The organism is Aromatoleum petrolei, assembly GCF_017894385.1.
Lineage (GTDB): Bacteria > Pseudomonadota > Gammaproteobacteria > Burkholderiales > Rhodocyclaceae > Aromatoleum > Aromatoleum petrolei.
Map to the genome: position 1 here is coordinate 2,793,207 of NZ_CP059560.1, position 26,522 is coordinate 2,819,728.

General features: G+C 68.8%; 16 protein-coding genes. All 16 read right to left on the reverse strand.

Annotation, left to right across the window (positions count from 1 at the left end; translation table 11 throughout):
* Positions 1-64 precede the first annotated feature (64 nt).
* The 16 genes from ToN1_RS12780 to ToN1_RS12855 all read right to left on the reverse strand — a co-directional run bounded on the left by ToN1_RS12780 (position 65) and on the right by ToN1_RS12855 (position 26,513).
* Positions 65-700, reverse strand: a complete 636-nt coding sequence (locus ToN1_RS12780) for a hypothetical protein (protein ID WP_169208325.1) — start codon at positions 698-700, stop codon at positions 65-67.
* Positions 701-801: 101 nt separating this feature from the next.
* Positions 802-1,263 carry a GIY-YIG nuclease family protein gene (locus ToN1_RS12785; protein WP_169208326.1) on the reverse strand — a complete coding sequence of 154 codons (462 nt, stop codon included), beginning with the start codon at positions 1,261-1,263 and terminating at the stop codon, positions 802-804.
* A gap of 100 nt (positions 1,264-1,363) precedes the next feature.
* Complete coding sequence (locus ToN1_RS12790) at positions 1,364-1,741, reverse strand: hypothetical protein (RefSeq protein ID WP_169208327.1); 378 nt, start codon at positions 1,739-1,741, stop codon at positions 1,364-1,366.
* 334 nt (positions 1,742-2,075) lie between these two features.
* Entirely contained in the window at positions 2,076-2,525 is a 450-nt protein-coding gene (locus ToN1_RS12795) for a hypothetical protein (protein ID WP_169208328.1), read from the reverse strand.
* Between the two features lie 116 nt (positions 2,526-2,641).
* On the reverse strand, positions 2,642-3,340 hold the full coding sequence (locus ToN1_RS12800; protein ID WP_169208329.1) for a hypothetical protein: 699 nt from the start codon (positions 3,338-3,340) through the stop codon (positions 2,642-2,644).
* Positions 3,341-3,446: 106 nt separating this feature from the next.
* Positions 3,447-4,943, reverse strand: a complete 1,497-nt coding sequence (locus ToN1_RS12805; RefSeq protein ID WP_169208330.1) for an RNA-directed DNA polymerase — start codon at positions 4,941-4,943, stop codon at positions 3,447-3,449.
* Between the two features lie 419 nt (positions 4,944-5,362).
* Positions 5,363-8,773, reverse strand: coding sequence for an eCIS core domain-containing protein (locus ToN1_RS12810; RefSeq protein WP_244860758.1), 3,411 nt, complete (start codon positions 8,771-8,773; stop codon positions 5,363-5,365).
* Positions 8,754-11,069 carry an eCIS core domain-containing protein gene (locus ToN1_RS12815; RefSeq protein WP_210147802.1) on the reverse strand — a complete coding sequence of 772 codons (2,316 nt, stop codon included), beginning with the start codon at positions 11,067-11,069 and terminating at the stop codon, positions 8,754-8,756. The genes ToN1_RS12810 and ToN1_RS12815 overlap by 20 nt, the downstream gene beginning before the upstream one ends.
* Positions 11,066-13,111: an ATP-binding protein gene (locus tag ToN1_RS12820; protein ID WP_210147803.1), complete on the reverse strand. Its 2,046-nt coding sequence runs from the start codon at positions 13,109-13,111 to the stop codon at positions 11,066-11,068. The genes ToN1_RS12815 and ToN1_RS12820 overlap by 4 nt, the downstream gene beginning before the upstream one ends.
* Positions 13,112-13,126: 15 nt before the next feature.
* A complete protein-coding gene (locus tag ToN1_RS12825; protein ID WP_210147804.1) occupies positions 13,127-14,725 on the reverse strand; it encodes a hypothetical protein in 1,599 nt (532 codons plus the stop codon).
* Positions 14,726-14,729: 4 nt separating this feature from the next.
* The gene (locus tag ToN1_RS12830) at positions 14,730-16,613 is read right to left on the reverse strand and encodes a hypothetical protein (RefSeq protein WP_210147805.1); all 1,884 of its coding nucleotides are present in this window, start codon (positions 16,611-16,613) and stop codon (positions 14,730-14,732) included.
* Positions 16,610-18,373 carry a hypothetical protein gene (locus ToN1_RS12835; protein ID WP_169207880.1) on the reverse strand — a complete coding sequence of 588 codons (1,764 nt, stop codon included), beginning with the start codon at positions 18,371-18,373 and terminating at the stop codon, positions 16,610-16,612. The genes ToN1_RS12830 and ToN1_RS12835 overlap by 4 nt, the downstream gene beginning before the upstream one ends.
* A gap of 18 nt (positions 18,374-18,391) precedes the next feature.
* Positions 18,392-20,905, reverse strand: a complete 2,514-nt coding sequence (locus tag ToN1_RS12840) for a coiled-coil domain-containing protein (protein WP_169207881.1) — start codon at positions 20,903-20,905, stop codon at positions 18,392-18,394.
* A gap of 12 nt (positions 20,906-20,917) precedes the next feature.
* Complete coding sequence (locus ToN1_RS12845) at positions 20,918-21,856, reverse strand: hypothetical protein (RefSeq protein WP_169207882.1); 939 nt, start codon at positions 21,854-21,856, stop codon at positions 20,918-20,920.
* Between the two features lie 21 nt (positions 21,857-21,877).
* Entirely contained in the window at positions 21,878-24,322 is a 2,445-nt protein-coding gene (locus ToN1_RS12850) for a phage tail protein (RefSeq protein WP_169207883.1), read from the reverse strand.
* A 1-nt stretch (position 24,323) separates the two neighbouring features.
* Positions 24,324-26,513, reverse strand: coding sequence for a putative baseplate assembly protein (locus ToN1_RS12855; protein WP_169207884.1), 2,190 nt, complete (start codon positions 26,511-26,513; stop codon positions 24,324-24,326).
* Positions 26,514-26,522: the final 9 nt, after the last annotated feature.

Below are 26,522 nucleotides of genomic sequence, written 5' to 3' on the forward strand. Positions count from 1 at the left end.
TCGAGCTCAGCGGACGGCAAAAAGCGCAGCTATTTGACGGTCCGCTGGAGCGGAGTGTTATGCTCTATTTGATAGCGGAAAGGACTTCTCGTTCTAGCGAGCCTGTTGCCACGCATTCGGTTGCTCGGCCATCAGCATTAGCCGCAAATGACGAGGTTCCTCCGGAATTAAATGAAATGCTGTCCGAGCCAGACTGGGGAAAATTGTTTGCGACACTCCTAACTGTCTGCTGTCGTTGCACTACATAGCGAGTGTTTGCCGTTACTTTGGTTTGATTTGGACTCAACTCTTCAAACACCAGATTGACGCGGCCATCAAGAGACATTTTGCGCTCGATAAAGAAGAGGCCATTCCCATTCATAACCTCATACGATTGCTGCGCCTTGGCCCCCGCGAAATCATATGTTCTCTCGCCACGAGCGTTCTTGACATACGAAGTCACCCTGCCACAGTCGATGTACTTCTCTGGATCTCCGCTATAGCTGATGTTGATAAGGCCTGATGATTTGTCGAGGTTATTGATAACAAAAAACTGCTTTCCGAGTTCCGGCACGCTTGCGTTCCATACAGCATCGCGAGGTTTGTCGATAATTTTGTAGTTTGCTGACGCGGGCGGCGGCGTGGTTGGACGAACGTAATCAATTTTCCCAGCACAGCCGGCGATAAGCAGGACAGTGACCATCAATGCGGTTATTCTCATTGGTTGCTCTATCCGTAATTGGCTAATTGCGAAACGCATAACGTTGGACGTGACCGGACGGTAAAAAGCGCAGCTTTTTGACGGTCCGGTTGGCGGACTTGTTATGCGTTCTCACGATTCCAGTCTGCTCCCTTGTGTAGGTTTATCAGTTCTTCTTCGATGTAATTTCGTAGAGATTCGGGTTCGACACTGACCCACGATATCTTTACCGCTCCACCCGCCTGAACATGTGAAATTATTTTCCAGAGCTTTGCTCCGGTTTTCTCGTTTTTCGTTATTAGGTGATTCCGAATTCTTTGGCGGGCAAGTTTTTTTGTTGTTTTACCAATGTATCGGAGAGTGAACTCATTGGTGTTCTTCGGGGCCGTGAAGATCGCATACACGTTGGCTGCGCCCGATACTGAATTGAGCAAGCCTTGATTCTCAGCATCGATCTGAGCCGCGTTCCACGGCGCAATGTTATGTGGTGAATACTTGACTGGCGTTCGCGCCTCTTCACTCAGAAGTGCGGCCTCCACGTCCGTCAAGAACTCTTCCAGACTCTGAAGTTGCTCATATTTCATCAGCGCGTGGCCTTTAACGCATAACGATTAAGCTAAGGGGCGGCAAAAAGCTGCGCTTTTTGACGTCCAGTGAGCGAAGCGAACGACCTTGAGCGCATTGTTATGCCCTTGCTCGTTGCCCCGGCTCTGGCAATGGGCGACGCTCACGGTAGCAGGTGTTTAATTCTTCGAAGGTTTCTCTGATGAGTTTGAAAGAGGAATTGGGGATTTCCATGCGCACCATAGCCGTGTTGCCAAATAGTGTTGGATACTCGAAAACAACGAATCCGCGCACTAGCTTCCAATCGTGCTGTCCGATGGCACCAGGCCACACCGCCCAGATGCCCATGGTCTTTGGCGGAAGGACTTTGCTGTGGGGATTGCTGTCTTCTTCCAAAGCCCCCTTAGAAATGAAGGTGCGCTTGAACTTTGGACGCACAACTTCATTAGACAACGGCGTTTGGAAGAGTCCGTGCTTTTCACTCGGGGTAAGTTCCATGTGCCATTTCTCTGCCACTAAGACTACGGACCAAACGCGAACGTACGCACTTGTGTAATTGTGGATTTGGATCGTGAACTCGGCAGAAAGCGGAGACAAGGAGTAGCCAACACCTACGCCATTTGGACTGATAGCGCTCTTGAGACTCCGTTCGAGCCTCAGATTGCGCCCCCAGCTATAGAGCCAAGCCGCAAGCGCGAGCAGTGCCGCCGCAGAGAGCGCTGACAAGACATCCGACAAGTACGATGAAAAGTTCATATAGCATAACGTTTGAATTCACCGGACTGCGCGGCTTCTCGCGCAGGTCCGGTGGAATGATGGGTTGGGCGTCTGCTCACGGGCGCACCTGCGCAAGCTCGCCGTGAAAGATAGCGTTGCCCTCGATGGCCGCATTTTCAAATAGCTGCGCGGCTTGATCGACTTCGGAAATTGGCCACTCGACTCCACCACCGCCAAGCTGTTGCTGTCCATCCTGGGCGGTGTAAGGATGCGCATGGAGTAGCTTGTTTCTGCTTCGGATAGCGGCAAGATACGACTCGTGAAATTTGATGAGACGCTTACGTAGCGGAGCAGGTAATGGCGGGGACGTGTTTTCAATTGCCTTGAAAAGGGCCGTAGCGATGACTTTCGCTGTTTCGCCACGAGGAACGCTGGCAAAACCATCGGCGCTCAGTTTGACGATTGTCCAAACTACGACCCACTCAAGGTACGTGAAGTTGTAGAACGCTGTGCCTACGGAATGAATGTATGTCGGATCGACAGGAATGCGGGATTGGTAGGCCATATCAAGACGCCCAACGTCGGAGTTGACCGGCACGCACCGGCAAGGCGCCGCGAGACGTATGCTCCCGCGCACGGCTCGCGGCGCCTTGCCGGTGCGTGTCCGCGTCGAACGACCTGTTAGACCTCACGCTCGCTCGGCCTCAGATCCATGAATGACAGTGTCGCTGGCAACCACTTCTGGATCAAGTCACGCTCTGCTCGGCGCATGGTCACCCACATGGCTAACTCCCGTTGAAGGATGTCCCGCTCTCTGCACACGAGGACGCGCGTCGCGTTGCCCTTGTCATGGCCGCACCAATCAAGAAAATACAGGCTGAGAAACGCGGTGGCTGCATCCGCCACCTTCTTCCCGTCCTCATGCGTCCATTCCCGATTGTCCAGCGCGATCCCGAGTGCCTTTGTCGCGCCGTAATCCACGTACTGCTCTTCCCCGACCCCGGCCAAGGACCCCGGTTTCAGCTTGGGATGGACGATGTGATCGCGGAGCTTGAGCACGTCGGCAGCCAATTCAGTTTCGCGGCAGCCGCGGTCAATGTGCTTGTTCGTTCGAGAAAAGAGGTAGTAGTCGAGCTTCGAGAGCGCAGGCAGCTTGTCTAGTTCTTCGAGAAGCCGTGTCGGGAGCGCCAGAGAGCCGATGCAGCTGTTAGATACGCACTCAAGAAGCAGCCCTGCGTTGGTAGCTGCGGATCGGGCAAAGGCACTACCCAGCCATGTCCCCTTGTTCTTCTCGCTCTGCTCCAAGAGAACCGCAATATCGACCACGAGCGTAAGTGCCCGCTGGTCAACGAACCGAATGTCTTGCACGCGCTTTGACATGAGGTCTAACGTTTGAGTTCAGGGGCGGAGAAAAAGCGCAGCTTTTTCGGAGTCCCCTGGAACGATTTGTTCGGCGACACCACCACTATTTCATCGCCACGCGCGATTAATAGGCCCATGCATTTTCTTTAAACAATTCAACTTCTTCTGGTTGAACCACTTCCATCGCCTCACCTGCATCAGCAATGACAATCTTGCTAACGTCTAAGGCTTTCTTGAGTGCATCGCTTGCGATCCAGCCGGACTCCCAGAGCTGAGGCGATGCCCCATTCACAATCTGACAAATCGGTTCGTTGCTTTCGAACTTGATGCCAACGGCCTTCGGTTGTGTGACGCGCTGCAGCCAAATCTCCAGGTAACCGTTGTATGGGACTCTTGCCATCTTCTCGCGCACTTTGGTCCACAAGCGCACTTTCTCTTCACTCGGTGCGAGTGAGATAAGGTGGCTCAGAATGCCTGCCACGGCCGGAAACGTCGATGGCGAAACAAACGCAATATCTGTAGCGATCGCGACCTGCACATCAAGGTCGTCAGGAGCTTCAGTCTGCTTTGAAACATTCGTGTGAAAATCACCAACCAACCGTCGTAACGCTCCGCTATTCGGAAACCGCTGACCAAAGGAATGTAGCCTCAAGAGCTGTTTTTGAATTGTCTTTGCGTTAGATGTTCCGAGGTCTTGTTGCTCAATGCCAGCCAACTTATCTGGCTTGATCGACCCTTCAACTACATTTCTGCAGGAGATTGTCTTTGACACCCCGAGCCTCATCCCTACTGCCCGTAACTTATCGCTGACTATCTTTAGCACCGCTTCTGCGCGTTCGTCACTATTTGCAAAAATTCTATAGTCGTCCCTATATCGGAGTACCCGGATGTCAGTGCTTCCTGTGAGCTCAAGATTAATCTGCTCATCGACGTATCCAAGGACGATCTCCGCGATGAAGTCCATAAGGACTGACCCTTGCGCAATACCGTTGGTCTGTCCGTAACGACTGGCCTGGATATGGGAATCGATTTTGTTGCCAAGCAGAGCTTTATTGGTTTTTTCTTCCTTGGCTTTCGATAGGCCGTGCAGAGCCCATGCAATGCTATGGGTATACATAGAGCCATAGCAGTCAGTCACATCAGTATGAAGAAGATGACTGAACTCCAGCGAATACGTCAGGGACCTTTGCTCAACGCTCTGCCACCAGCTTTTGATCTGAGTTGCGACGTCAGTCTGGTGATCAACCGACATCACCGGCGCGCTACAACAGTCAACCACACCGTCCTCAAATTCTTTGAGTCGCGCCCTTATGCTCGCCCAGTTTGCCTCCTCACAAATCAGATTCACTAACGAGACGTAGATGGCGGGGTGCAAAAGTTCATACGGGCGCCAAGCAAATTTTCCGTCCTTGTTCGCAATGAAGTTGTAATTCACGCTCGGAAATTCGTTGGGGTTTGCGTTCTTAAATTGAGCATAGTTCGCGCCCTTAAGAACCGCAGATACGTCATTCAGTATCGGCTCGAAACTGATGTATTTGGGCAGGTCCCCGTTGAAGTAGCTGCTGCCCTTCAGGAAATGGGTTCTTGCCTCGTCATTGGAAAGGTCAATTAATCGTTTCATTCGTCGACAGATCTCCTTGATGACGCCGAACAGTTGTAGTAGACCGAATCGGTCAATATTGAAATATGCCGATTCGGCCTATTATCCGGTGCGGAACCGCGGCGCAGCATTATCGTATTCGGCTAAACGTTCGTCATCACGTGACCATAGGCCACCGCTATGGTGTTGTCAATGCGCGACGGCCAGCCATCGCGAACGGGCGCATCCGATTGAACTCATTGGGAAAGTGAGGGGCGTCGGTGTGCGTCTCGCGGCGGGGGACGCCGCTTTGGGGCCGAGGTTGCTTGCGCGGATATTGTCGGCGGCGGTGATTTCAGGTGGTCGATGCGGAGGAGCCGCGCGGGGGAACGTCGCGAGATAGGCGGATAGTGTTTTCCGCCCGACGTCCGCAACGGCCCTTAGCATCGCCGCGTGCCCCGTCAGAAAATCTGCTCGCCCAACTGCTCCACCATCGCCGCCGGATCGACGTCCGGCACTTCGAACTCCAGATCGTCCAGTGACAAATCGAACGGTTCGCCTTCGCGGTAGGTGACCGGGAAGCGCACGCCGAATTCGAGGCCCGATCCCAATTCGTAGGCGGCGAGTTCGAAGCGTTCGTCGTAGAGGCTGGCGCCGAGCACGGTGACGGCGACGTAGCCGGAGACGTCGAAGCGGAAGCTGGGTTGGGCGTGGAGGGAGGCTTCGGCGTCGATTTCGAGGCCCTGGGAGGGCATCCAGTCGATGTGCACGCTGGCTTCGGCCGCGCCGGAGATGCCCAGCGTGCCGCCAATCTCCAGGCCGCCGGTGGCGCTGGCGCCGGTGATGCCGAGGCCGACGCCGGCGCGGGCGCCGAGTCGCAATCCGGCTTCGGCGGGGACGTTGAGGTGGGCGTCGCCGGTGACGTGGGTGTTTTCCTCGTGCGAGGGGTTGTATTCGATGCCGACACGCAGTTGGTCGAGGGCGCCGGGGCCGATGCTGGCGTTGGCGCTGAGGTTGCCGCCGACTTCGGCGACGACGCCGGGGATGATGGGGATCTGCGTCGACATGCCGAAAAGGCGCTTGTCGTATTCGAGCTTGGAGAAGATCTCGAGCGAGCTGGGCAGGGCGATTTCGCCGGAGACGGTGATCTCGCCGTTGGGGTCGAGGCGGAGTCCCGCGGTGCCTTGCAGCCAGGGGGCGATCTGGATGGTGGCGGAGCCGCTGCCGTAGACGACGATGGGGGCGTCGGGGCCGCTCGGGGGGCCGCCGGGGTTGCCGTCTTCGCCGATGCTGCGGTTGGTGGCGCCGACGGTGATCTGGCCGGAGAGCATGCCGCGTTCGAAGGCGCCGCTGAACTGGGCGTCGAAGGCGCCGTCCTCGTAGGTGACGGTGAGCTGCGAGTCGAAGCCGGGGATGGCGGGTTCGGCGGTGCCGCTGGCGGAGACTTTCCAGTCGCCGTCGGTCTGCTCGCATTCGACGTGGATGGAGCCGGAGCGGATCGCGGGGTTGGCGGTGAGGGCGACGTCGCCGGCGATGTTGAGGCCGTTTTCGCCCTGGGTGATGGCGATGGAGGCGGCGCTGACGCCGGGCACGGAGAGTTCGGCGCTGCCGTTGAAGGCCCAGCGGCCTTCGTTGACGCTGACGGTCGCGGTGGCGCTCTTGATGCCGCGGATCTTGTCGGGGGTGTCGATGCCGATGGTGCCTTCGGCGCCGAACTGGCCGTTGCGCCACCAGGCGCTGACGCGGGCGCGGTCGAAGAGGGAGCGTTCGAAGGTGAAGCCGCCTTCGAAGGCGACGCCGCCGGTGGTCGACACGGAGGCGGCGAGTTCGCCGCTGCCGGCGCCTTCGATGGAGTAGATGACCTGGCCGCCGAGGCCCAGGCCGCGCGCGGTGGAGTAGAAGACGCTGACGTAGGCGTCGTCGATGGTGGTGCGCGGGATGGGCAGGCTGATCTGCTCGGGGCCGTAGTCGAGCGAGAACGTGAGGTCCTTGCCGCGCAGGCGCACGGTGATCGGGGCGTTGAGCAGCGGGATCGAGGGGGTGAGCTCGCCGTCGGCGGAGAGTTCGCCGTCTTCGGTGGTGATGGTGGTGAAGCTGACCGGGCTGAGCTTGGCGTATTCGAGGTTGAGCGCGGGCAGCGCGGAGGGGTAGCCGCGGTATTCGCCGTCGCCGGTGAGGGCGATGGTGACCGCCGGGGTGGCGGGCTGCCAGTCGGCGGGGAGGTCCCATTCGGCGGAGAGCGAGCCGACCGGGCCTTCGGGGTTGCCGGTGTTGTCGGTGAGGTTGAGCGCGGTGATCCGGAGGCCGGCGAGCGCGCGCGCCTGCGTGCGGCTGATGCTCGGCGCGGCGCCGGGGCGGTGGCGGAAGCGGGCGACTTCGATTCCGCCGGGGCCGGAGCTGAGGATGAATTCCTCGGCGGTGCCGGCCGTGTCGTTGTCCTCGGCGGCGTTGGGCGGGCTGGCGGTGGCGAGCGGCTGGGCTTCCTCGATCTCGGTCTTGGTCCACCACGCGGAGGCGCCCGCGGCGGAGCCTCCGCCGGTGGCGGCGGCACTGGTGAAGACGACGTCGTGCTGGCGCAGGAAACGGCCGCGGTCGGGCTTGGGGTCGAAGGTGTCGAGGAAGGCGTCGACCTTGCGATAGATGCCGCTGCGGATGGTGCCGCCGGAGCTGCTGTTCGACGGCTGGTCGAGCAGTTCCATGTTCTCGACGCTGTTGCCGACGCCGGATCCCATCTGGCCGGAGACCTGCAGCTCGACGATGTGATCCACCTGGAACTGCGCGACCTTGCGGCCGCGGCGGTCCCAGCCGGGGATGCGCAGCATCGTCTGCAGCTCCGACAGGCGCTTGGACGTGAGGCGCGCGCCGCGGTGGGGCTTGAGGCGGATGCGGCCGTTGGCGTCGGCGGGGACAGGAATGTTGCGTTCGCCCAGGCGTGCGCGGATGGCGTCGGCGCCGACCTGGACCTGGCTGTTCCACACCGAGCGCTGGTCGGCGCCTTCGCGCCCGTAGCCGCGCACGCGCTTGAGGTTGCCGGCGCCGGCGAGGCTGCTGTAGAGCGGCAGGTGGCGTGACTTGACGGCGGGGATCTCGAGGCGTTCGAGCGCGGCGAGGGCGGCGGCGGTGCGATCGGTCTCGTGGTAGCGGGCGTTCATCGCCGGCTCGATCGCGCGCGCAAGAACTGGCGCGGCCTGGCCGTCCTGCTGCACGACGTGGGCGAGCTCGTGGGCGAGGAGGTGGCGGCCGTCCTCGGTGTCCGGGGCGAAGGCGCCGGGGGCGAGGTAGATGTCGCGCCCGGAGGTGAAGGCGCGTGCGCCCAGCGCGGCGGTGAGGCGGGCGGCCTCGGCGTCGGTGTGGACGCGCACGTCGGCGAAGTCGCGGCCGAAGTGGCCTTCGAGCGGGGCGCGGGCGTCGGGTGCGAGCGGTTCTCCGCGGCCGCGGCGTTCGGCGACGCGGCCCGCGGCGTAGGCGGGGACTAGTGTGGCAGATGAGGTGGCAGATGAGGCTGCGGTGGCGCCGCCGCCCGTCGGGGTGGCGGGGGATGCGGCCGCGGCGTCGGGTGCGGACGGGGCGGCGTCGGTTTCGCCCGATGCCGGGGCGGCGGTCGGCGGGGTGGCCGCGGTCGGCGTGGGGTCGGGCGTGCTCGCGGGGGCGACGGCGGCGGCGTGCGCCTCGGCCTCGCGTTCGATGGCTTCGCCGGGCTGGCTGATGCGGACGGGGGGGCTGGCGTAGGCGGGCAGCGCCGGGGGCGGGGCCGGCCTCGCCGCGGGGGAGGCCGCGGGTGTGGTCCCGCTGCTGCGCGCGGCCGCGTGCGGGGCAGGGGGCGCCGGCTTCTCGCTCGGCCGACGCGCGAATTTAGGCGACGGCGCTTCCATTGTCGCTGCCCGGTGTGGCGCCCGGCGGCGGGGTGCCCGGGTTCGTGCCGGGGGCCGGAGCGTTCGGCAGGTTCCAGTCGCCCTTGGGCGAGGGCGCGCCGCATTCCATCGCGACCTGCCACTTCGGCTTGTGCAGGCCCAGCGACCATGGGGACTGGGCGGTGACGGTGGTGAGCGCGTTGTGGAAGGTGGCGTAGTGCTGCGGGCGGATCTCGTTGCCGCCGGACATGATGCCGCCATTGTGTTCGCGGATCGCGCCGGGCAGGTGGGCGCCGCTGGCGTCGGTCATGGCCTTGACCATCGCGTCGTGGCCGGTCGGGTCACCGATGTTGGTGCCGGCGGTGGTGTATTCGTCGACCAGCCCCAGTGCGTGGCCCCATTCGTGCAATGCGCCGATCTGGCGCTGGCCGCCGTCGACGAGGAGGTCGACGCGGCGATCCTTGGGGCGGTTCTTGTCGAGCGGGTCGGCTTCGGCGGCGCCGCGGGCGGCGACGTGCACGCGTGTGGGCACGTTGGCGAAGCCGTTGTTGGTGAGGAAGTCGCGCACGGCATTGGCGCGGGATTCGGACAGCGTCTGGTTGTGGCTGATGGTGCCGGAGCCGCTGGTGTGGCCGATGATGTCGACGCGGATCTCCTGGTGCGCGGCATTGGCGACCGCGCCGTTGTATTTGGCGATGAAGTTGGTGAGGGTGGTCTGGGCGGTGCCGTCGAGCACGGAGGAGTCGTGCGCGAACTCGACCGATTCGCGCAGGGTGTCGTAGAAGTTGGGTTCCAGGCCAGTGGCGGAGAGCTTCATGGTCTGGTCGCGCGCGTTGGCGTTACCGCCGGGGTTGGTGGAGTCGACGGTGCCGAAGCTGGTGAGGTCTTCGCCCGAGGGCATCTTGTAGACGCGCGTGAACATGTGGTCGCTGGCGGCCTGGGCGCGCTTGCCGACGTCGAGGGTGACCTTCACTTCGGCACCAAGCCAGTTCCAGCGCGGCTTGTTGAGGAAGAAGCTGTGCTTGCCGCTCCAGCCGCCTTCAATGAGGGGCTTGAGCCTGTCGATCCAGGGTTGCTCTTCGGCGTTGTTCCACTGGTAGGCGCCGAGCGCCGTGGCGCGCTGGCCGGCGTCGGCGATGCCGTTGATGCGGGCTGCGAGGGCGGTGAGTTCGGGCGTGCCGCCGAGCAGCGGGTTGGGCGTGGCGACGCCGCCGGCGGTGGTGAGCAGGTCTTCGAACTGGATGGCGACACCCTGCTTGATGTCGAGCACGCCTTCGCCTTCCGTCGCGTCCGGCTTGTACTGGGCGTCGAAGCCACCACGCCCGGCGGCACCGACCATGGTCTGCGCTGCGGCCGGATAGGGGCCGGCCTTGGCCCATTTCTCGGCCTCGCCGAGTTCCTTGTTGCACGCGGCCATCGGATCGGCGGGGGCGCCGCCGCCGCCGAAGAGATCATCCCAGAAGTCACGCTGCAGTTTGGGCGCGGCGCTCTGCGGGCCGCCGGCCGCGGCCTGCTGGCCGACGTGCGTGAGTTCGTGCGCGAGGAGTTCGAGGCCGGCGTCGCTCTCGGGGGCGTAGCTGCCGGCGGAGAAGTAAACATCGTTGCCGACCGTGAAGGCGCGAGCGTGCATCTCGACGCACATCGCGTCGGCTTCGGCGTCGGTGTGGATGCGCACGGCGGAGAGGTCGCGGCCGAGCTGGGCTTCGAGCTTGGCACGCAGCTCGGGGTCGAGGGGCGTGCCCTGGCCCTGGCGAGCGGCGACGCGTTGTTCGGTTTCGGCGGGGGCGGTCTGGCCGGCGAGGGCGTCGGCGCCGGCGGTGGCGGTCTTGGGCGTGTCGGCCGCCTTTTCGGTGCCGGGGGCGGCCGGGGCCTTTTCCTCTTCGCCGGGCTTGGCTTCCCGTAGGAGCCGGGGCGCGAGGATCTCCTTCTTCGGCGGCGTGATCGCGGGTTCGAGGCTGCCGCGCGGGGCGGCGCCGCTGCAGGTGGGGCATGCCGCGCCGGGGCCGGTGTCCTTCGGCGTGCGCAGCGCGCGGCGGACTTCGCCGGCGACCTGATCGGCTTCCTTCTCGGCGGGGTCGTCGGGGTGGCTGACGGCGAGCTTGGCCTGCAGGTAGCCGGGGGCGCCAGGGCGTTGGTCCTTTGAGGTGCCGCCTTCGTTCGCGGCTGCGGGCGAGGGGGCGCCGCCGCTCGCGCTCTGGTCGGCGGCCGGTTTGCCGCCCGGATCCTTCTGCCCGGCGGGTTTGGGGGCGGGCGAGGCGGAGGGTGGCTGCTTCTCGGGCGCGCTCTTGCGGCGCAGGCCGGGGGCGAGGCTGCTCATGGTGTGCCCCGCGCGTGCAGGAGCTGGGGCGGGGGCGTGCGGCCGATCTTGCGGTATTCCTCGATCAGCGCGGCGACGAGCTGTTCGGCGGCGATGGGGTGGGTGGCGTCGCGGTCGTCCGGGGCGGCCGGGTCCAGCGCGGCGGCCTGCAGCACGGCGTTGCGGATGTGGCCGCCGGGCAGTGTGCAGTAGCTCGCGAGCTGGCGGCACAGGGCGGCGTCGGGGGAGCGCTGCCCCAGGTGCGACTGCCAGATGCGCAGGCGTTCGGCCACGCCCGGCGGGGGAAACTCGATGATGGCGTCGAAGCGCCGCGTGAAGGCGCTGTCGATGCGACCGCGGCTGTTACTGGTTAGGACCACGATGCCGGGGTGCTGTTCGATGCGCGTGAGGAGGAAGTTGGTGAGCATGTTGGCATAGCGCTCGCCGGTCTCCTTGCCTTCGCCGCGCCGGCCGAAGAGGGCGTCGGCCTCGTCGATGAGGAGGATGACGTCGAGCGCGGCGGCTTCGTCGAGCAGGCGTCCGAGGTTCTTCTCGGATTCGCCGATGTACTTGTTCATCACCGCGGAGAGGTCGACGCGGAAGAGCGGCGCGCCGAGCAGCGTTGCCAGGCGGCTCGCGGCGAGCGTCTTGCCGGCGCCGCTTTCGCCGCAGAACAGCGCGCGCACGCCCGGCGCGGGGTCGGCGAGGCTGGCGCCGAGGCCGTCGGCGAGGAGTTCGCGCTGGCGGCAGCGGGCGACGAGGGCGTCGAAGCGTTCGAGGAGATCGTCGGGCAGCACGAGGCCGTCGGGGCCGACTTCGCGCGTCACCGGTTGCGCGAGCTGGCGCAGGCGTTCGCTGCCGAAGCCGGCGCGCGCGCGGCGCAGGTGCGCGAGGCCGGGGGCTTCGCCGCGCACCCGGGCGTCGAGGCGCACGCGCTCGGCCAGCGTGTGCACGGTGGGGCCGTCGAGCAGGGCGTGGCCGGCGAATTCGCGCAGGCGGGTTTCGAGCAGGGCGTCGTCGGGGGCCTCGTCGGAAGTCTGGTCACTGAGCGCGAGTGCGCTGCGCCAGGCGTCGCGGCGTTCCTGCGGGGTGAGCGGCGGCAGGTCGATCTCGACCAGCGCGGGGGCCTCGATGGCGCCGTCGCGGCCGGTGACGAGGAGCAGCGGCACCGCCAGTGCGGGGTGCTCGGGCAGGACGTGCCGCTCGCCGGGGCCGAGCTCCAGCGCCAGCACCGGCAGCCAGCCGGCGTAGCGGCATGCGGCGGCGAGCGCGGGCTGGCGGGTCCAGGTGGCGGCCTCCATCTGCAGGGGCGGGCGACCCACGGCGGCAGCGAGCCGTGCGGCGGCGGCGAGCCCGGCGGCACGGGCGCCGCGGAACACGACGTGGCGTGTGGCGCCGCTGCGCAGCATGGTCGCGAGCGAGGGGAGCTGGTCGCAGAAGCTTTGCGGCAGCACGGCGTCGCTGACCGGCAGCGGGGCGGTGTCGCGCCAGGCGCTGGTGTCGCCGCACAGCAGCGCCCACAGTTCGGGGGCGGTGGCGAGCGTGCGGGTGGGCATGGGGCCGTCGCCGACGATGTCGAGCACGCCGGCACGCACCAGGCGGTGGTTGGGCAGTGCGAGTGGCGGCAGCTGGGCGCCGAAGAGGGCGTCGCTGGCGGCTGCGACGAGGTGCAGGCCGGGGCGCAGCGCGCCGGGGGATTGCAACTCGGCGAGGGCGAGGTTCAGCAGGTAGCTCGATTCGTTCTCGCCGCATAGTGCGAGCGCGAACCATTCGTGGAGCTGGAGCTGCAGGTCGGCGAGCAGGCGCCCGAGCGGGCCGCGGAGCTCGGGGGCGGTGCGCGCGAGGGCGCGGCAGGCGGCTTGCCAGTCGTCGCGCGGGGTGTCGAGCAAGGTCGCGAGATCGTCGCCGCCCAGGCTCGCGGCGAGGGCGTCGAACACCGCGGAGGGGGCACCGAGGCTGAGCCTTGCGAAGTGCGCGATGCCGGCATGGACGAAGGCACGCGACAGGCGGGCGCCGTCCATTTGGGGCGCCGATTGGGGGAGCAGGGTCGCGGGAGCGTTCATGACGGAAAACCTCCGCTAGTCGTAGTGGAAGTGCACGACCCGGCCGAGCCAGGGCAGCCAGCCGGGGTCGAGGTCGAGGCCGGTGCGGCGGATGTCGAGATTCACATCGGCCAGACGCAGGTGTACGTCGAGGTGGCTGCGGGTGGCGCGGACGCGCGCGGGGCGCTCGGCGAGCGCGGCGGCGAGGGCCGCTTCGCCGTAGTGGCGCAGGGCGGCGTGGCGGACCGGGGCGGGGTCGGCGTCGGGGGGTAGCGTCGTGAGAACGGCGATGGGGTCGTCGTCGCGAATGTCGTGCGGGTCGAGGGCGCAGGCGTCGGCGAGGAAGGCGGCGAGCGGGGCGTCGGGGGCGAAGTCGAGCCCGCGGGCGAGGCGGACAAGCTCGCGCCAGCCGGCGTGGGGCTCGGCGAGGGTCCCACGCCAGTCGTGCAGGGCCGGCAGGTTGAGCACGTTGAGCAGGAAGAAGAAACCGCCGCCGCGGGTGTGGAAGTCCACATCCGCAGCGGGCGGAAGTACCGCGGGCGAGGCCGCGGTGGAGGAGACTCGGGAGGATGAGGGGGAATCGGCTGCGGGCACCGGTGCGTCGGCGCAGAGGATGGGCCGGGCCGGGGCGGGCTCAGGGTGTGGCGCGGCGGAGGCCTGCGATGTGTCCGTTGCCGGTGCGGCGGTGTCGGGGGTGCCCGCTTGCGGGGGTGTCGGTGCGGGGGCGACCGAGTTGCCCGCGGCGTCGGCGGTGATGGTCTGCGGTTCGCGTGAGCTCGCCGTCGTCGCTTCGGCGGCGGGGCGTACGAGCGTCTCGGCCGTGGCGCGGAGGGCTTCGCCGGCATCGGTGCCGGCGAGCGTCGCGGGAGCCTGTGTCCACAGTGCGAGCACGGCTTGCAGCACGACGCGCGGATCGGAGGGCGGGAGGTCGGCGGACAGGACGGATCGCAGGGCGGATGAGCCGAAGGCCACATTGGGCCGCTGCGTCGCCGTATGCGTCGTTGGCAGGGGGGCGGGCGCCGTGTGGCGGGATGCGCTTCGCTTTTCCGCTGGATGTTCGTGCAGGCTCGGAAGGAGCGCGATTGTGACGGCGCTTTGCCACCCGGTTGCGCTGCCGATGGCATGCAGGACGGTGCGTGCGGCGGGGGCGTCGAGGGTGCGCCACAGCGCGGGGAGGCTATCGCGCAGCGCGGGGCGTTCGAGGAGGGTGGGAAGTGCGAGGGCGTCCTCGGCCAGCAGTTCGGCGAGTGCCTCGGCGGCGGGCCGCGCGAGGAGGGCGGCGCGATGGCGCCACAGCCAGCGGCGCGCCGCGGTGCCCTTGAGGAGGTCGCGCACGAGGCAGGCGCGGTAGTCGAGGGCGTCGCGGAAGCGCACGGCCTCGGCGGCGTCGGCAGAAGGGCTCCAGGGGTCGGCGGCGCGGCGGGCGAGGTGGTCGGCGGCGGTGGCGGCGCGGGCGGGCAGTTCGGTGGCGGTGCCGCCGACGGCGACGCGGCGGACGACGACGATGGCTTCGTCGGCGGGCCAGGGGGCGCGCGCGAGCGCCGCCGGGAGCGTCGCGCGTGCGTGCTCGACGGCCGGCGCGGTGCCGCGCAGCACGACGCGGCCGATCCGTAGGTCGTCGCCGGCGGTGAACATCGCCTCAGCCCCGGTTCAGCCCGCTGATGCGCAGCGCGGTGTTGAGCACTGCGCCCGGGTTGCGCTCGACTTCGGGGGCGAGGATGGTGGCGACCGAGGCGACGGTGCCTTGGTCGTCGTGGTCGTCGACGCGCAGGGTGGCGATGACGCGCTGGCTGTCGTCGAAAAGCTGCAGCAGCGTGCCGGGCGCGGCTTCGCGGTTGAGGGTGAGGCGCAGCGCCTCGCCGATGCGGAAGCGCCCCGGGAGGGTCTTGAGCGTGCCCTGGATGAGCTGTCGCGGATCGTCGCTGGCGGCGAGCAGCAGGCAGGCGCGCACGAGGTTGCGCATCGCGGTGCGGGCCACCCCCGAGGCGTCGGTGTCGAGCTGGCGGAACCACCAGGCGATGAGCTCGACCAGCGTGCGCACGCCGTTGAAGTCGCGCTCCTCGGCGTCGGCGAGGCCGGGCCAGCGTTCGGGGGTTTCGACGGCGAGGCGGTTGGCTTCGGCCAGGGTGGACCACTGCAGGCGGATCGACGGGGCGATGGTGCGCAGGCGCGCGAGGATGCAGCCGGCGGCGGCGTCGAGGCGCTGGTGCAGCGCGCGTGCCGGGTCGCGCAGCAGCGGCGAGGGGATCGCGAGGAGGTCGTCGAGGGCGAGGATCGCGCTGCCCTGGCGTTGCAGTTCCGTGAGCGCGCCGGCATTGAACGGGCGGGCGGCGACTTCGCGCACGAGGGCGTGGTTCTGCTGCACGAGGCTGGTGAGCACGGGCGTCTCCGCCGACACCGCGCGGTTGAGGCGCAGTGCGAGCTTCTGGCGGCGCGTGTCGACGAGGCCGGCGAGGATCGCGCGGCCCGGCAGCAGATGGCCGAGCGGGCGCAGGTTGGCCCAGTCGCCGGCGGGGATGTCGTAGACGGCCTCGATGAAGGGGCCGAGCGCGGCCGGCAGCGCGGTGTCGCGATTGGCGCAGCCGGGCACGAGGTCGTCGGGGCTCGCGGGGCGCAGGTCGAGCGGGTCGGGGAGCGTGCGCCCGAGCGGGGTTTCGCGCACCTTGACGTAGAAGAGGCCGCGGTGGCTCTCGATCACGCGCTTGCGCTCGGCGTAGGCGGCCTCGATCTCGCGCCAGTGTTCGGCGAGCAGGCGCTGGGCGACGGCGTAGTCGTCGAGGGCCTCGACGCGTTCGCGCTCGCGCACGTCGAGGCTACGGATCTCGCCGGGGATGTCGGTTTCGAGCGCGGCGAGGCGCGCGCGCAGGTCTTCGAGGGTCTGCTGGTGGCGGCGGCGCAGGGTCGTCAGCGCGCCGCGCAGGGCTTCGATCTTGCGGATGTCGTCGGCGACGACCTTGCCGGCCGCGAACAGCGCCGACTCGTCGTTGTGTGCGGTGCCGTCGGGGCCGGTGTCGCCCGGACGGGGAATCGCGAGGTCGAGCTTGGGGCGCAGCAGGAAGCCGTCGGCGTTGTGGAGATCGGGCGCGACCATCAGACGGAAGGCCGGCGCCTGATTGTCGTCGTCGATGACGCCCAGGCGGCGCAGTTCCTCGGGCTTCAGGTAGTCGTCGAGGAAGTCGCACAGGCGGTCGATCAGCGATTTCGCCTGGTTCTGACGTGCGTTGGCCTTGGCGCGCAGGTCGAGCAGATCGCGGCGGACGTTGAGGAAGCTGTCGCGGATCAGCTCGACGTGCGACAGCATGCCCTTGCCGGTGGTCGGCGCCTTGCTGAACACCGGCTCGGTGAGAGGCTCCTTGGGCTGTGCCTCGAACTGCAGGCCGGCGAGCGCGGCGAGCGTGCCGGCGGAGATCGTCGGCTCCATCTGCACGGCGCCGGAGAGGTTCAGGAGTGGCGCGTCGGCGGCGAGCTTCACCTCGGTGAATTCCGTGGTATTCGCCGTGAAGCGGTTGAAAAGCTCGCTCATGTCGGGTTCTCCGTGGAGGCCTTGGGCACGAAGTTGGCCTTGGTCGTCCAGCGCACCAGCTTCGCGCCGAGGCCGTCGCCGGGTACGCCGCCGGCGAGCGCGCTGAAGGACACGGTCAGCGCGTCGAGCTGCTGGCGCTGCAGGCCGAGGAAGTCGTTCACCTCTTCGAGCAGGCGGAAGCTCTTGTCGAGTGCGGCTTCGAGGTGGCGGATGTCGGCGCGCAGGTCCTCGCGCTGGCGGAAGAGGCCGTTGTCGCCGGGCTCGGTGTCGGGAACGACGTCGTAGTCTTCCGGCGCGGGATGCGGATCGGCGAGGTGGCTCGCGTAGGGTTCGGGCAGGTTGGGCGTGCCGGCCGTCGCAGCGACGTGGGTCGTCATGATCGGCGCCGATGCCGGCGGCAGCGTCTTCGCGCGGTCGATGACGAGCTTCATGCGGTACTGCTCGGGGTCGGGCGGCGCCTTGGCGATCAGCAGCGGCGCGCGCAAGGCCTGCAGCTGCTGTGCGGTGAGGCCGTGGAAGAGCGCGAACCACTGCGCTTTCCACGCCTGGTAGGCGCGGGTGGCGGCCTCGGCGCGGCGGAAGAGCTCGTCTTCGAGCTTCGTGTCGCGCTGCGGCAGGTCGAAGAGGTCGCGGCGGTAGTCGAGGTCGGGGATCGCGAGCAGCAGGCGGATGCGCTCGCCCAGGCCGTGGATGAGGTCGACCGTGCCGCGCGACAGTTCGTCGGCGACGACGCCTTCGATCGTGTTGGCGGGCACCGGCGCGAGCTCGACCTGCAGGTCGGCGGGCAGGAAGGCGAGCGTGGGCGTCTTGCCTGCGGGGTCACGCAGCAGCGCGGCCGGCAGGGGACCGGCCGCCGGCAGGTAGTCGAGGCCGAGCAGTTCGGCGAGCGTCTGCGTCGGCACGTTGGGCAGCGGGTCGCGATGCTCGCGCTGCCAGGCTTCGAGCGCGGCGACGGTGTGGGCGAGCAGGGTGTGGGCGGCGGCGTCCGGTTCGGCCAGGAGGCGCCCGGCGAGCGGGTCGAACCACACCGGGAGCTTGCCGACGACCTTCACGAGGCCCAGCGGCACGGCGCCGGAGTCCTCGCGGAAGGGCGATTCGCGCAAGAGGCGCGCGCCGATGCGGTTGGCGGCGCGCGAGCGCGGCATCGCCATGATCCGCGGGCTGCCGGCGATGCGTTGCAGGCCCAGCAGGCACACCGTCTCGATGCGACGTTCGCGCAGCGGGTCGGGCTCGTAGCGGGTGCAGGGTTCCTGGGCGGTCGGGTCGTCGATCGGCTCGACTGCGCTGCGGAGCGTGACGAGGAAGAGGCCGTCGCGCAGCGGGGCGTCCTGGTCGCGTTCGGCCTGCGCGGCGAGGTCGGTCCAGGCCTGGTCGATGGGGTAGAAGAGGCGGATCAGCTGCCCGGCGGCGCCGACGGCGAGACCCGTCTGCACGCGCACGCGGGTGTCGGCGCCGGTGCCGAAGAAGCTGCACGGCAGGCCTTCGACGATGCCCGGTTCGAGGCTCGCGAGCAGCGGCGCGATGCGGTCGTCGACATAGGCCTGCAGGCGCTCGAACTCGCGTTCGCCGAGCGCGCGACCGGGGAAGAGGTTGAGCCGGCGCGGGTCGTCGGGGCGCGTTTCCGGGTCGTGCAGGCGGATCTCGACCGGCACGCGCGGCAGCAGCGTCAGGGCGGGGCGCAGCGCGAGGGCGGCGAGCAGGCTCGGCGACAGGAAGCTTGATGAGAGGAAGCCGGGTGAGAGGAAGGACGGGGTGGCCATGGTGTGCTCCCTAGATCGTCAGCCTGCGACGCGCTTCCACAGTTCGAGTTGCGTGCCCGACAGCCCGAAGTTCTGCCCTTCTTCGAGGAAGAATTTCGGCAGGTCGAGGTCGCCGGCGGCGTCGAGGAAGCGGTCGCGCAGCTTCTCGAAGATGCCGAGGTCGAAGCGCGCGAGCGCGGGCATGGTCGGCCACAGCGCGGGATCCAGGCGGCGGTCGGCCAGCCCGACGATCTGCACCGCGGCGATGCGCGCGCGCTCGTTGCCGCCGATCATCGTGTCGGCGTTGGTCGCGGCTTTGATGCCGGCGTCGTCGGCGCCGCGGGCGCGCGCGAGGAGCGCCAGCGTGAGTTCGTTGGCGAGGTCGCTGGTCTGCGCGGCTTCGAGCTTGAGTTTTTCGATGGTGGCGTTGGCGTTCGCGAGCTGGGTTTCGAGCGTCGCAATGCGGGCGCGCAGGGTCGCGATCTCGTTGTTCGCCGCGGCGAGCGCGTTCTGCAGCTCGGCGATACGGGTGTTCGCGGCCGCCTCGCGCGCGAGGCTGGCATCGAGCTTGGCGCGCGTGTCGGCGAGTTCGGCGCGGGTGGTTTCGAGCGTGGCGCGGGTCGCATCGAGCTCGGCCTTGAGCTTCGCGGCCTCCTCGCGCGCGGCCTGCAGGTCGGCGTCGGTGCCGCCGGCTGCCTCCAGCTTGGCGAGCGCGTCCTTCAGTTCGGCTTCGAGCTGGGTGATGCGTAGCTGCGCCTCCTTCAGTTGCGCGGCGAGCGTTGCGCGTTCCTGCTCCAGCGCCGCGGACTTCGCGCGCTCGGCTTCCAGCGCGGCGGCGAGTTCCTCGATGCGCTGCTTGAGGGTCTCGTCGATCGGCGCGCTGGTGGTCTTCAGGCGCTCGATCTCGGCGCGCGCGGCGTCGAGCTCGGCCTTGAGCGCGTCGATGCGGTCACTGGCGGCTTCGAGCGCGTTGGCAATGACAATGGCGTTGCGGTCGTCGGATTTGAGGGCCTCGATCTCTTTCTGCGCCGCGGCGAGGGCGAGTTTCAGGCGCTCGATCTCGGCCAGCGCGTCGGTGGGGGTGCCGCCGCCGGCTGCGGCCAGCGCCTTTTCGAGTTCGGCGATGCGCACTTTCAGGCGCGCGATCTCGGCTTCGAGCGCGGCGCGCGCCTCTTCGGCGGCGTCGACGTCCTCCAATGCAGCATCGAGCTGTTCCTCCAGCGCCGCGGCATCGGGCGGCAGCGCGGAGCCGGGCGGCGGCAGCGTCATGCCCAGCGCGAGCACGACGGCGCTGACGGCCGTCTCGGCGGTGCGCGGCGGGCGGCGCACGAACATCAGCTCGGCCGGATTCACCTCGGCCCAGATCGCCCGCCACACGTCGGCGTCGGTGTCGATGCGGTGGATCGGCGGCTGCGGCAGGATGCGCAGCGCGAGGCGGTCGAGGCGCGCGAGCCGGCCGAGCGCGCGCGGCACGACCTCGGCCGGCGCTTCGAGCTGGCGGGCGCGCAGCGCGAAGGCGGTGTCGCTCATCGGCACCAGCACCATGATGTCGCAGTCGGCGTCGCGTTCGAGATCGATCGGCGCGAGGTGGGCGGAGTCCGCGAGCACCGCGGCGAGCTCGGAACGGCGCACCGGCGCGATGCTGACCTCGTAGTCCTTGGGGAAGAACTGCTGGCGGCCGCCGATGGGGTCGACGCAGTCCTGCGGGATCGGCCCCCAGGGCGGCAGCACGCGGAAGTACTGGCTCGCGGCGAAGGCCCCGCGCAGGCCGGCGCTCTGGCGGCTGGAGAGCACCGTCTGCATCAGTTCGAGGTAGTGGGTCGCGAGGTCCTGCTGGATCGCGTTGGGCGTGTTCAGCGCGCGCTGCGGGCGGCGCAGCAGGCCGCGGTCCAGCCACAGGATGCGGCCGCGCTCGACGGCGATGAGGCCCAGCGGCACGGCGTCGTCGGAGGGCAGCGCGAGGCGCTCGCCGCCGGACAGCAGCTCGCGCGCGAGGGTCGCGCGCACGGCGATCTCGTCCTGGCGCGGCAGCGGCAAGGGCAGCGGCATCAGGCGCAGCTCGACGCCTTCGGCCCACGCGGCGACGTGCGGGCGGCGCGGCGCGGCGAGGTCCTTGGGGAAGGCTTCGGCGACGCCGTCGACGACCTCGGCGTGGGTCAGCGCCAGCGCATACAGGCCGCGCGCGTAGCTGCGGAAGCGGCCGTCGTTGAGCGTCGCGATCAGGCCGCTGTTGAGCAGGTCTATCGTCAACGGCTGGTTGTTGAGCTGCAGCACGCGACCCGAGGGGGCGATGGCGATGCCGGGCTCCACCTGCAGGACGTGGCCGGAGCGCAGGCTCAGGTCGAGCCCGCGCACGATGCCGGCGCCGAACACCTGGCCGAGTTCGAGCAGGCGCTCGTCGAGGTAGATCTGGTCGCGGTTGAGGTCGGAGGCCTTCAGCAGCTGGCCGTCGAAGTAATTGGTGCGCGACAGCAGCGGGTCGATGCTGGAGATGCGCTCGCCGGCCGCGTTGGTGGTGCCGATCCGGAACGGGGTGAAGCGGATGTTGGCCATGGCGGTTCCCTTTTAGGCGCGGATCAGCCGGGCGAGCGCGGCGGCGTTGAAGAGGAAGGGGCGCACGAGGTTGTCGACCTCGATGCGGCGCGGATTGACGACGAGGCCGGGGTCGGGCGCGGGCGGCGTGAGGCGGATCGCGAGGCGTGCGAGCAGCGTGCGCGCGAGCTGGGCCGGGTCGGTGAGGAAGGCCTGGCGCGCGACCAGCGACTGGTTGTCGTCGCCGAGCGAATGCAGCAGGCGCGCGCCGAGTTCGAGCTGGGCGCGCGTGGCGCCGGCGGCGGCCTCGACCTGGGCGCGTTCGCGCTCGCCGAGATTGGTTTCGATCTCGTCGTAGGGTTTGATGCGGGCGTGGGCGGCGAAGAGGTGCTCCTCCGCGGGCACGTCGTCCGGGCGTTCGGCGATCAGCTCGAACAGCACGCAGTCGGCGACGCGGCTGGGCTGTACCGGGTCGGTGCCGGCATTGACCTCGGTCGCGAGCACCGGCTGCAGGCCGCTCGCGCAGTCCTGGTAGCGCATCGTGACCTTGAGCCACAGCAGGTTGTCGGCCGCGGCATAGCCGTCGCGGATCAGGGCGCCCCACAGTTCCTCGTCTTCGAACTGGGCGGTGAGCCAGGCGCCGAGGTCCACACAGTAGGGTTCGGCGACGCTCACCTCGCGGCCGAGGCCGTCGACGCCCACGCCGGGGCTCACGACGAGGCGCACGCGCACGTTGTCGGTGTCGTTGCCGGGGTCTTCGGCACGGATGCTCACGCGCAAGCCGGCGACGGTGCCCGCGCCGTGCAGCCAGTAGCCGTGGCGCGTCGCGCGGCGGCGGAAGTAGTCCTGCTCGGCGCGCGTCGCCTCCAGCCCCAGCAGCATGCCGGGCGCGTAGTTCACGCGCTTCAGCGCGTCCTCGAAGCGGCCGTCGCCGGCGAGGCTGGTGTCGCAGTTGTCGTCGGGCTCGCTCATGCCCTTCTCCTTGGTTGTTCTTTACGGTGCTTCACTGGCGCTCGCGTCGATCGCCACGGCGTGCTCGGGGTCGAGCGCGACCGGGTTGTGCAGCAGGTCGCCGCGGCCGAGGCGGGTGCGGTCGAGCACGACGCGCCGCGGCGGCGGCTGGGTTTCCAGCCAGGTGTCGATGCCCAGGAGCGGCGACAGGCCCAGCACGAAGGGGTGGTCGCTCGCGCGGATCGCCCACTGCACGGTGGCCGGCACCAGCGCGGGCAGCGCGTCGCGCACGACGGCGGCGAGGCCCTTCGCCGGCCCGTGCAGGATCACCGTCATGCGCCGCGCGGCCTCGTCGAAGAAGCGCTCGACGACTTCCGTCTCGCCGCGCCGTTCGGCCACTTCCGGCGCGAATAGCGCGAGGAACTCGCGTGCCTGGTCGTCCGAAAGGATCAGGCTGTCGCCGACGATGCTGTTGCCGGAAAGCCCGGTGCCGAGCGTCAGCGGGTGGTCGCGGTCGTCCATGTCGATGCCGAGGATCGTTGCCATGGTGCGGCGCAGGCGGAAATGCTCGACCGGGATCACCGCGCCGCGCGCGACGGCGCCGTCGGTGAGGATGTCGAGCGCGAGCAGCAGCCCGCGGTAGCTGCCGTGCGTCTGCTGCATCGCGCCCTGGGCGGCGAGCCAGCGGCGGCGGCGCGCGTCGGGCCAGTGGCGGGGCAGGTGCGTGCCGAGCATGCCGGCGAGCCAGGGCAGGCGTTCGGTGGGAGTGGCGGCGGGGTCGAGCAGGATTTCGCTCGCGGCGATGCGGTCTTCGAGCGGCGTGAACAGGCCCTCGAAGCTCGCCAGCAGGCGTTCGCGGAAGTCGGCCCCGTTGGCGGTGATGGGATCGGCGTCCTCCAGCGGCAGCGGGCGTTCCTGCTGCTGGAAGTGGTCGGGCAGGTAGTGGGTCTGCCACGAGAAGCGCGGGTAGTAGACGCGCAGCGCGAAGATCGCCGGGCTGTGGCGGCCATCGCCGTGCAGCGTGATGCGCAGGCGCAGGTAGCGGCCGCGCACCTCGCGCACCGCGCCGTTGCCGCGCTGGAGCAGCAGTTCGTACAGGCCGGCGTGGCCGGCGTGGTCCTCGCCCTGCGGTGCGCGTCCCGGGGCGAAGGGCAGTTCCGAGGCGTGCGGCGTGAGCACCGCCTGCGGCTGGGCGATCCACTCGTCGGGCAGGTCTTCGCGGTCGTCGCCCGCCTGCACGGCGAAGTCGATGCGGCAGCCGGGCGGGACGCAGGCGTCGAAGCACAGGCGGTCCCACAGCGTGTCGGGCATCGCCGAGTCGAGGATCTCGGTCAGCGTGACCGTGCCGCGCGGCGCGAAGTGCGCCTGGGCGAGGCGGTAGAGACGGACCGGGCCGTCTTCGGTGAGCGTGCGCGGCGCGCCGTCGCGGTGGCGTACGAAGCGCACCGCGGCGGGCAGCGGAGCCTCGGAGCGGCGCGGCCAGCGTTCGGCGAGGAGGTCGGCGGCGGTGGCTTCGTCGTCGTCCGGGAGGGCGAGCAGCGGGCAGTCGCGCTGCTTGCCGCGCTCGGCGCCTTCCTCGAAGGGCACGAGCAGCAGGAAGCGTCCGTCGCCGATCGCGGCGAGGTCGGTTGCGAGCGGAAGGTCGTCGGGCAGGCGATGGACGCGGAAGCCTTCCGTCGGGCCGACGGCGAGCGCGCGGGTGAACACCTGCATGCGCGGCGCGTCGGCGGTGCTATCGGTCGTTTCGCTCAGCACGTAGAGGCGTTCGTCGTCGGCGGCCAGGCCCAGCAGGCCGCCGTGCGCGGGCAGGTCGACGTCCCACAGCAGGCGCAGCGGATCGGGGTTGGCCTGCAGCGGTTCGAAGCGCTCGGGGCGGCCGACGTAGGGCTGGGGCAGCGGCGCACCGACGGCGAGCCCGAGGCGCGTCTCGCCGAGCAGCCAGATGCGGTCGGCGCCGGTGTTGGCTTCGACGCAGGCGCGGCGCGGGGCGAAGGGCAGGGTGCAGTGCGTTTGCCAGCGGCGGCGCAGATGCACCGCGGTGAGGCCGTTCGCCGTGCCGCCGTCGCTCCACGGCAGCGCGACCAGCCCGCTGCCGCCGAAGGCGAGGTCGGTGAAGCGGCCGGCGGGCGCGTCGACCGGGTCGAGCACCAGCGCTTCCAGGTTCGGTGCGCCGGTCTCCGTGTCGTCGAGCGCGGCGAGCACGGGCTGCCAGTCGGCCGGGGCGTTCGCGGGCCAGCGCAGCGCGCATTCGAAGCGCAGGCCGTCGGCGGACAACCGCCCGAGCTGGCCGTGGTCGTCGAGGATCAGCGGCGTGGCCGTGGCGAGCAGTTCGCGCGCGCGCGCCGGTGGCATCTGCGGCAGGCGCGGGGCGTCCTGGCGCGTAAGCGTGAAAGCGCGCTGCTCGACGTCCCAGCTGCACTGGCGGCTCGCGTTGCGGAAGTCTGCCGCGCCGTCGAGGAGCAGGAAGCGGGTGCCGTTGCTGTTCATGTCAGCACAAATCCGGAATCACCGGCACCGGCACGGCACGCGGGCCGTCCTCGGGCGGGCGGCCGGGGCCGAAGCCGCGCGGCGGGGCCGGGCGGTCCTCGCCCGGGCGGATCGCGACCGCCATCAGCTCGGGCAACTGGAAGTCCAGCAGTGGCAGCGCCTGCGCGCCGGTGAGTTCCAGCCACACCGGCGGGTTCTGCTGCTGGTCCTGGTAGAAGAGGCGCAGCGCATTGACCGCCTCGACGCCTTCGACGCGGCCCGCCTGCGTGCGCAGTTCGTTGATCTCGACCGCCTTGCCGCGCGGCCAACCGGCCCCGCGCGGACCGCCCGGCGGCAGCGCCCACAGGTAGCGCAAGAGCGCGCGCTCGACCTCGGCATGCACCTGCTGCTCGGTCGCGGGATCGACGACTTCGAGCGACACCGCGACGGCGACCGGCACGAACTGTGGCGACAGCACGTAGAGCTCGGTGCCGAGCATGCAGCGCGCCGAGACGTAGTCATGCACGTCGGCGAGCAGGCCCGCGTTCGGGCGCGGCGCGGCGGCCATCGCCTGCGGCGCCGGCGGCATCACGAACACGGCGACGACGCCGGGGACGTTGCGGCGCACGGCGGTGAGGCTCGCGCCGGGGAAGAAACCGGCGACCGCTTCGGCGCGCGCGACCGGGTTGATCGGGTTGTCGCGCGCGATCACGCCGAAGTCCTCGGCGGTGACGGCGCGGTCGCGATGACTGAGGAAGGCCGGGATGCGGCGCTCGGCCTCGTCCAGCGTCTCGGCGTCGACGCCGCCGCGCGTGGGCCATTCGTGGCGCAGCGCGAGGCGGGCGCCGCTGCCGTGGATCTCCTTGATGCTGTCGGGCGGCAGGTTGCCCTTCGCGCCGCCGCCGTGGCGGTAGAAGGCCGCGCGGATGCGGGCGTTGGCGGGCGGGCGCTTGCCGCGGATGCCGTCGCCGAAGCGCACGCTGCCGTCGGCCGCGTCGACGACGAAGACGGTGTCGTCCGGCCCGCTGCCGGCGAAATGCGCGACCCGCGTCCAGGGGCGGAAGGCGTGCAGGTGTTCGACCTCGACCTGCACGCTGGCGAGTTCGACGTCGGCGTGCGGCAGCTCGAAGCGCTGGTCCGGGCGGCCGGTGCCGGCACCCAGCACGATGTCGCGCGCGATGCCCTGGCCGATCACGTCGACGGCGTTGAGCCCGAGGTAGCCGAGCGCGAGGTTCGGCTCGTCGGCGCAGGACACGCGCAGCCAGAAGAGGAGCTGGCCGGGGCGCAGGTCGGCGGGCGGCTCGGGCGGCGTGTCGCCGAGGCCGGCGAACTGCGGGTCGAGCGCGGCGGTGGCGCGCAGCAGGTCGGCGTTGCGCGGCAGGCGCAGGCGCGCGACGCCGGTCTTGCGCCCGCCGGCCGAGCTGTCGGCAAGGACTTCGAGCGGCAGGTACTGCACGTTCTGCGGCGCATTGTCGGGGTCGGGCCACCAGGCGAGTTCCCACGCGAGCTTGCGTGGCCGCAGCCCCGTCGCGAGCAGGCCTTCGAGTTCGGTCAGGGGGGCGAGACCGACGTTCAGCACGATGCCGGCGAGCTCGCGCCGCACGAGATCCGCCTGCGCGACGAAGGCGGGCTTGGCGAGGCAGATGCCGAGGTGGAAGGCGCCGTCGCGCGTGCCGGCGGTGCTCAGTGCGTCGTGGCCGGGCACCAGCGTCACCGGGCGGAAGGCCGCCGGTTCGACGCCGTACTGCGCGCGCAGCTGGTCGAGGCTGATGCCTTCGGCGGCGAGGGCGGCCTCGTCGAGCGTGCGTTTCACCACGACGCGCAGCGCCAGCGGCGTCGGCTGCACTTCGCCGACCGTCGAGAAGCTCGTCGTGCCGGCCTTGAGCGCCGATTCGGTGGCGATCAGCGGCGGCAGGGAACGCCCGCTCGCGTCGATGCTGACGATGCCGGTCGCGGGCCGCGCCGGGCGCAGCGGGATCTGCAGCAGATTGAGGAAGGCGCGGCGCTGGCGCTCGGGAATCTGGTTCGCGCGGTAGATGACGGTCTCGGTGAGCCACGCGAAGAGGTCGACCAGCGCATGCACCGGATCGCCCGGAGCGAGCGGCGCCATCTCCGGCACGTGGCGCGCGAGGCGGGCCTGCAGCTCCGCGACCAGCTCGTCGAAGCGGCGGTCGTCGAGGTCGGGGACGGGGAAGGTATTGGGAAGCTGCATGGTTCGGGC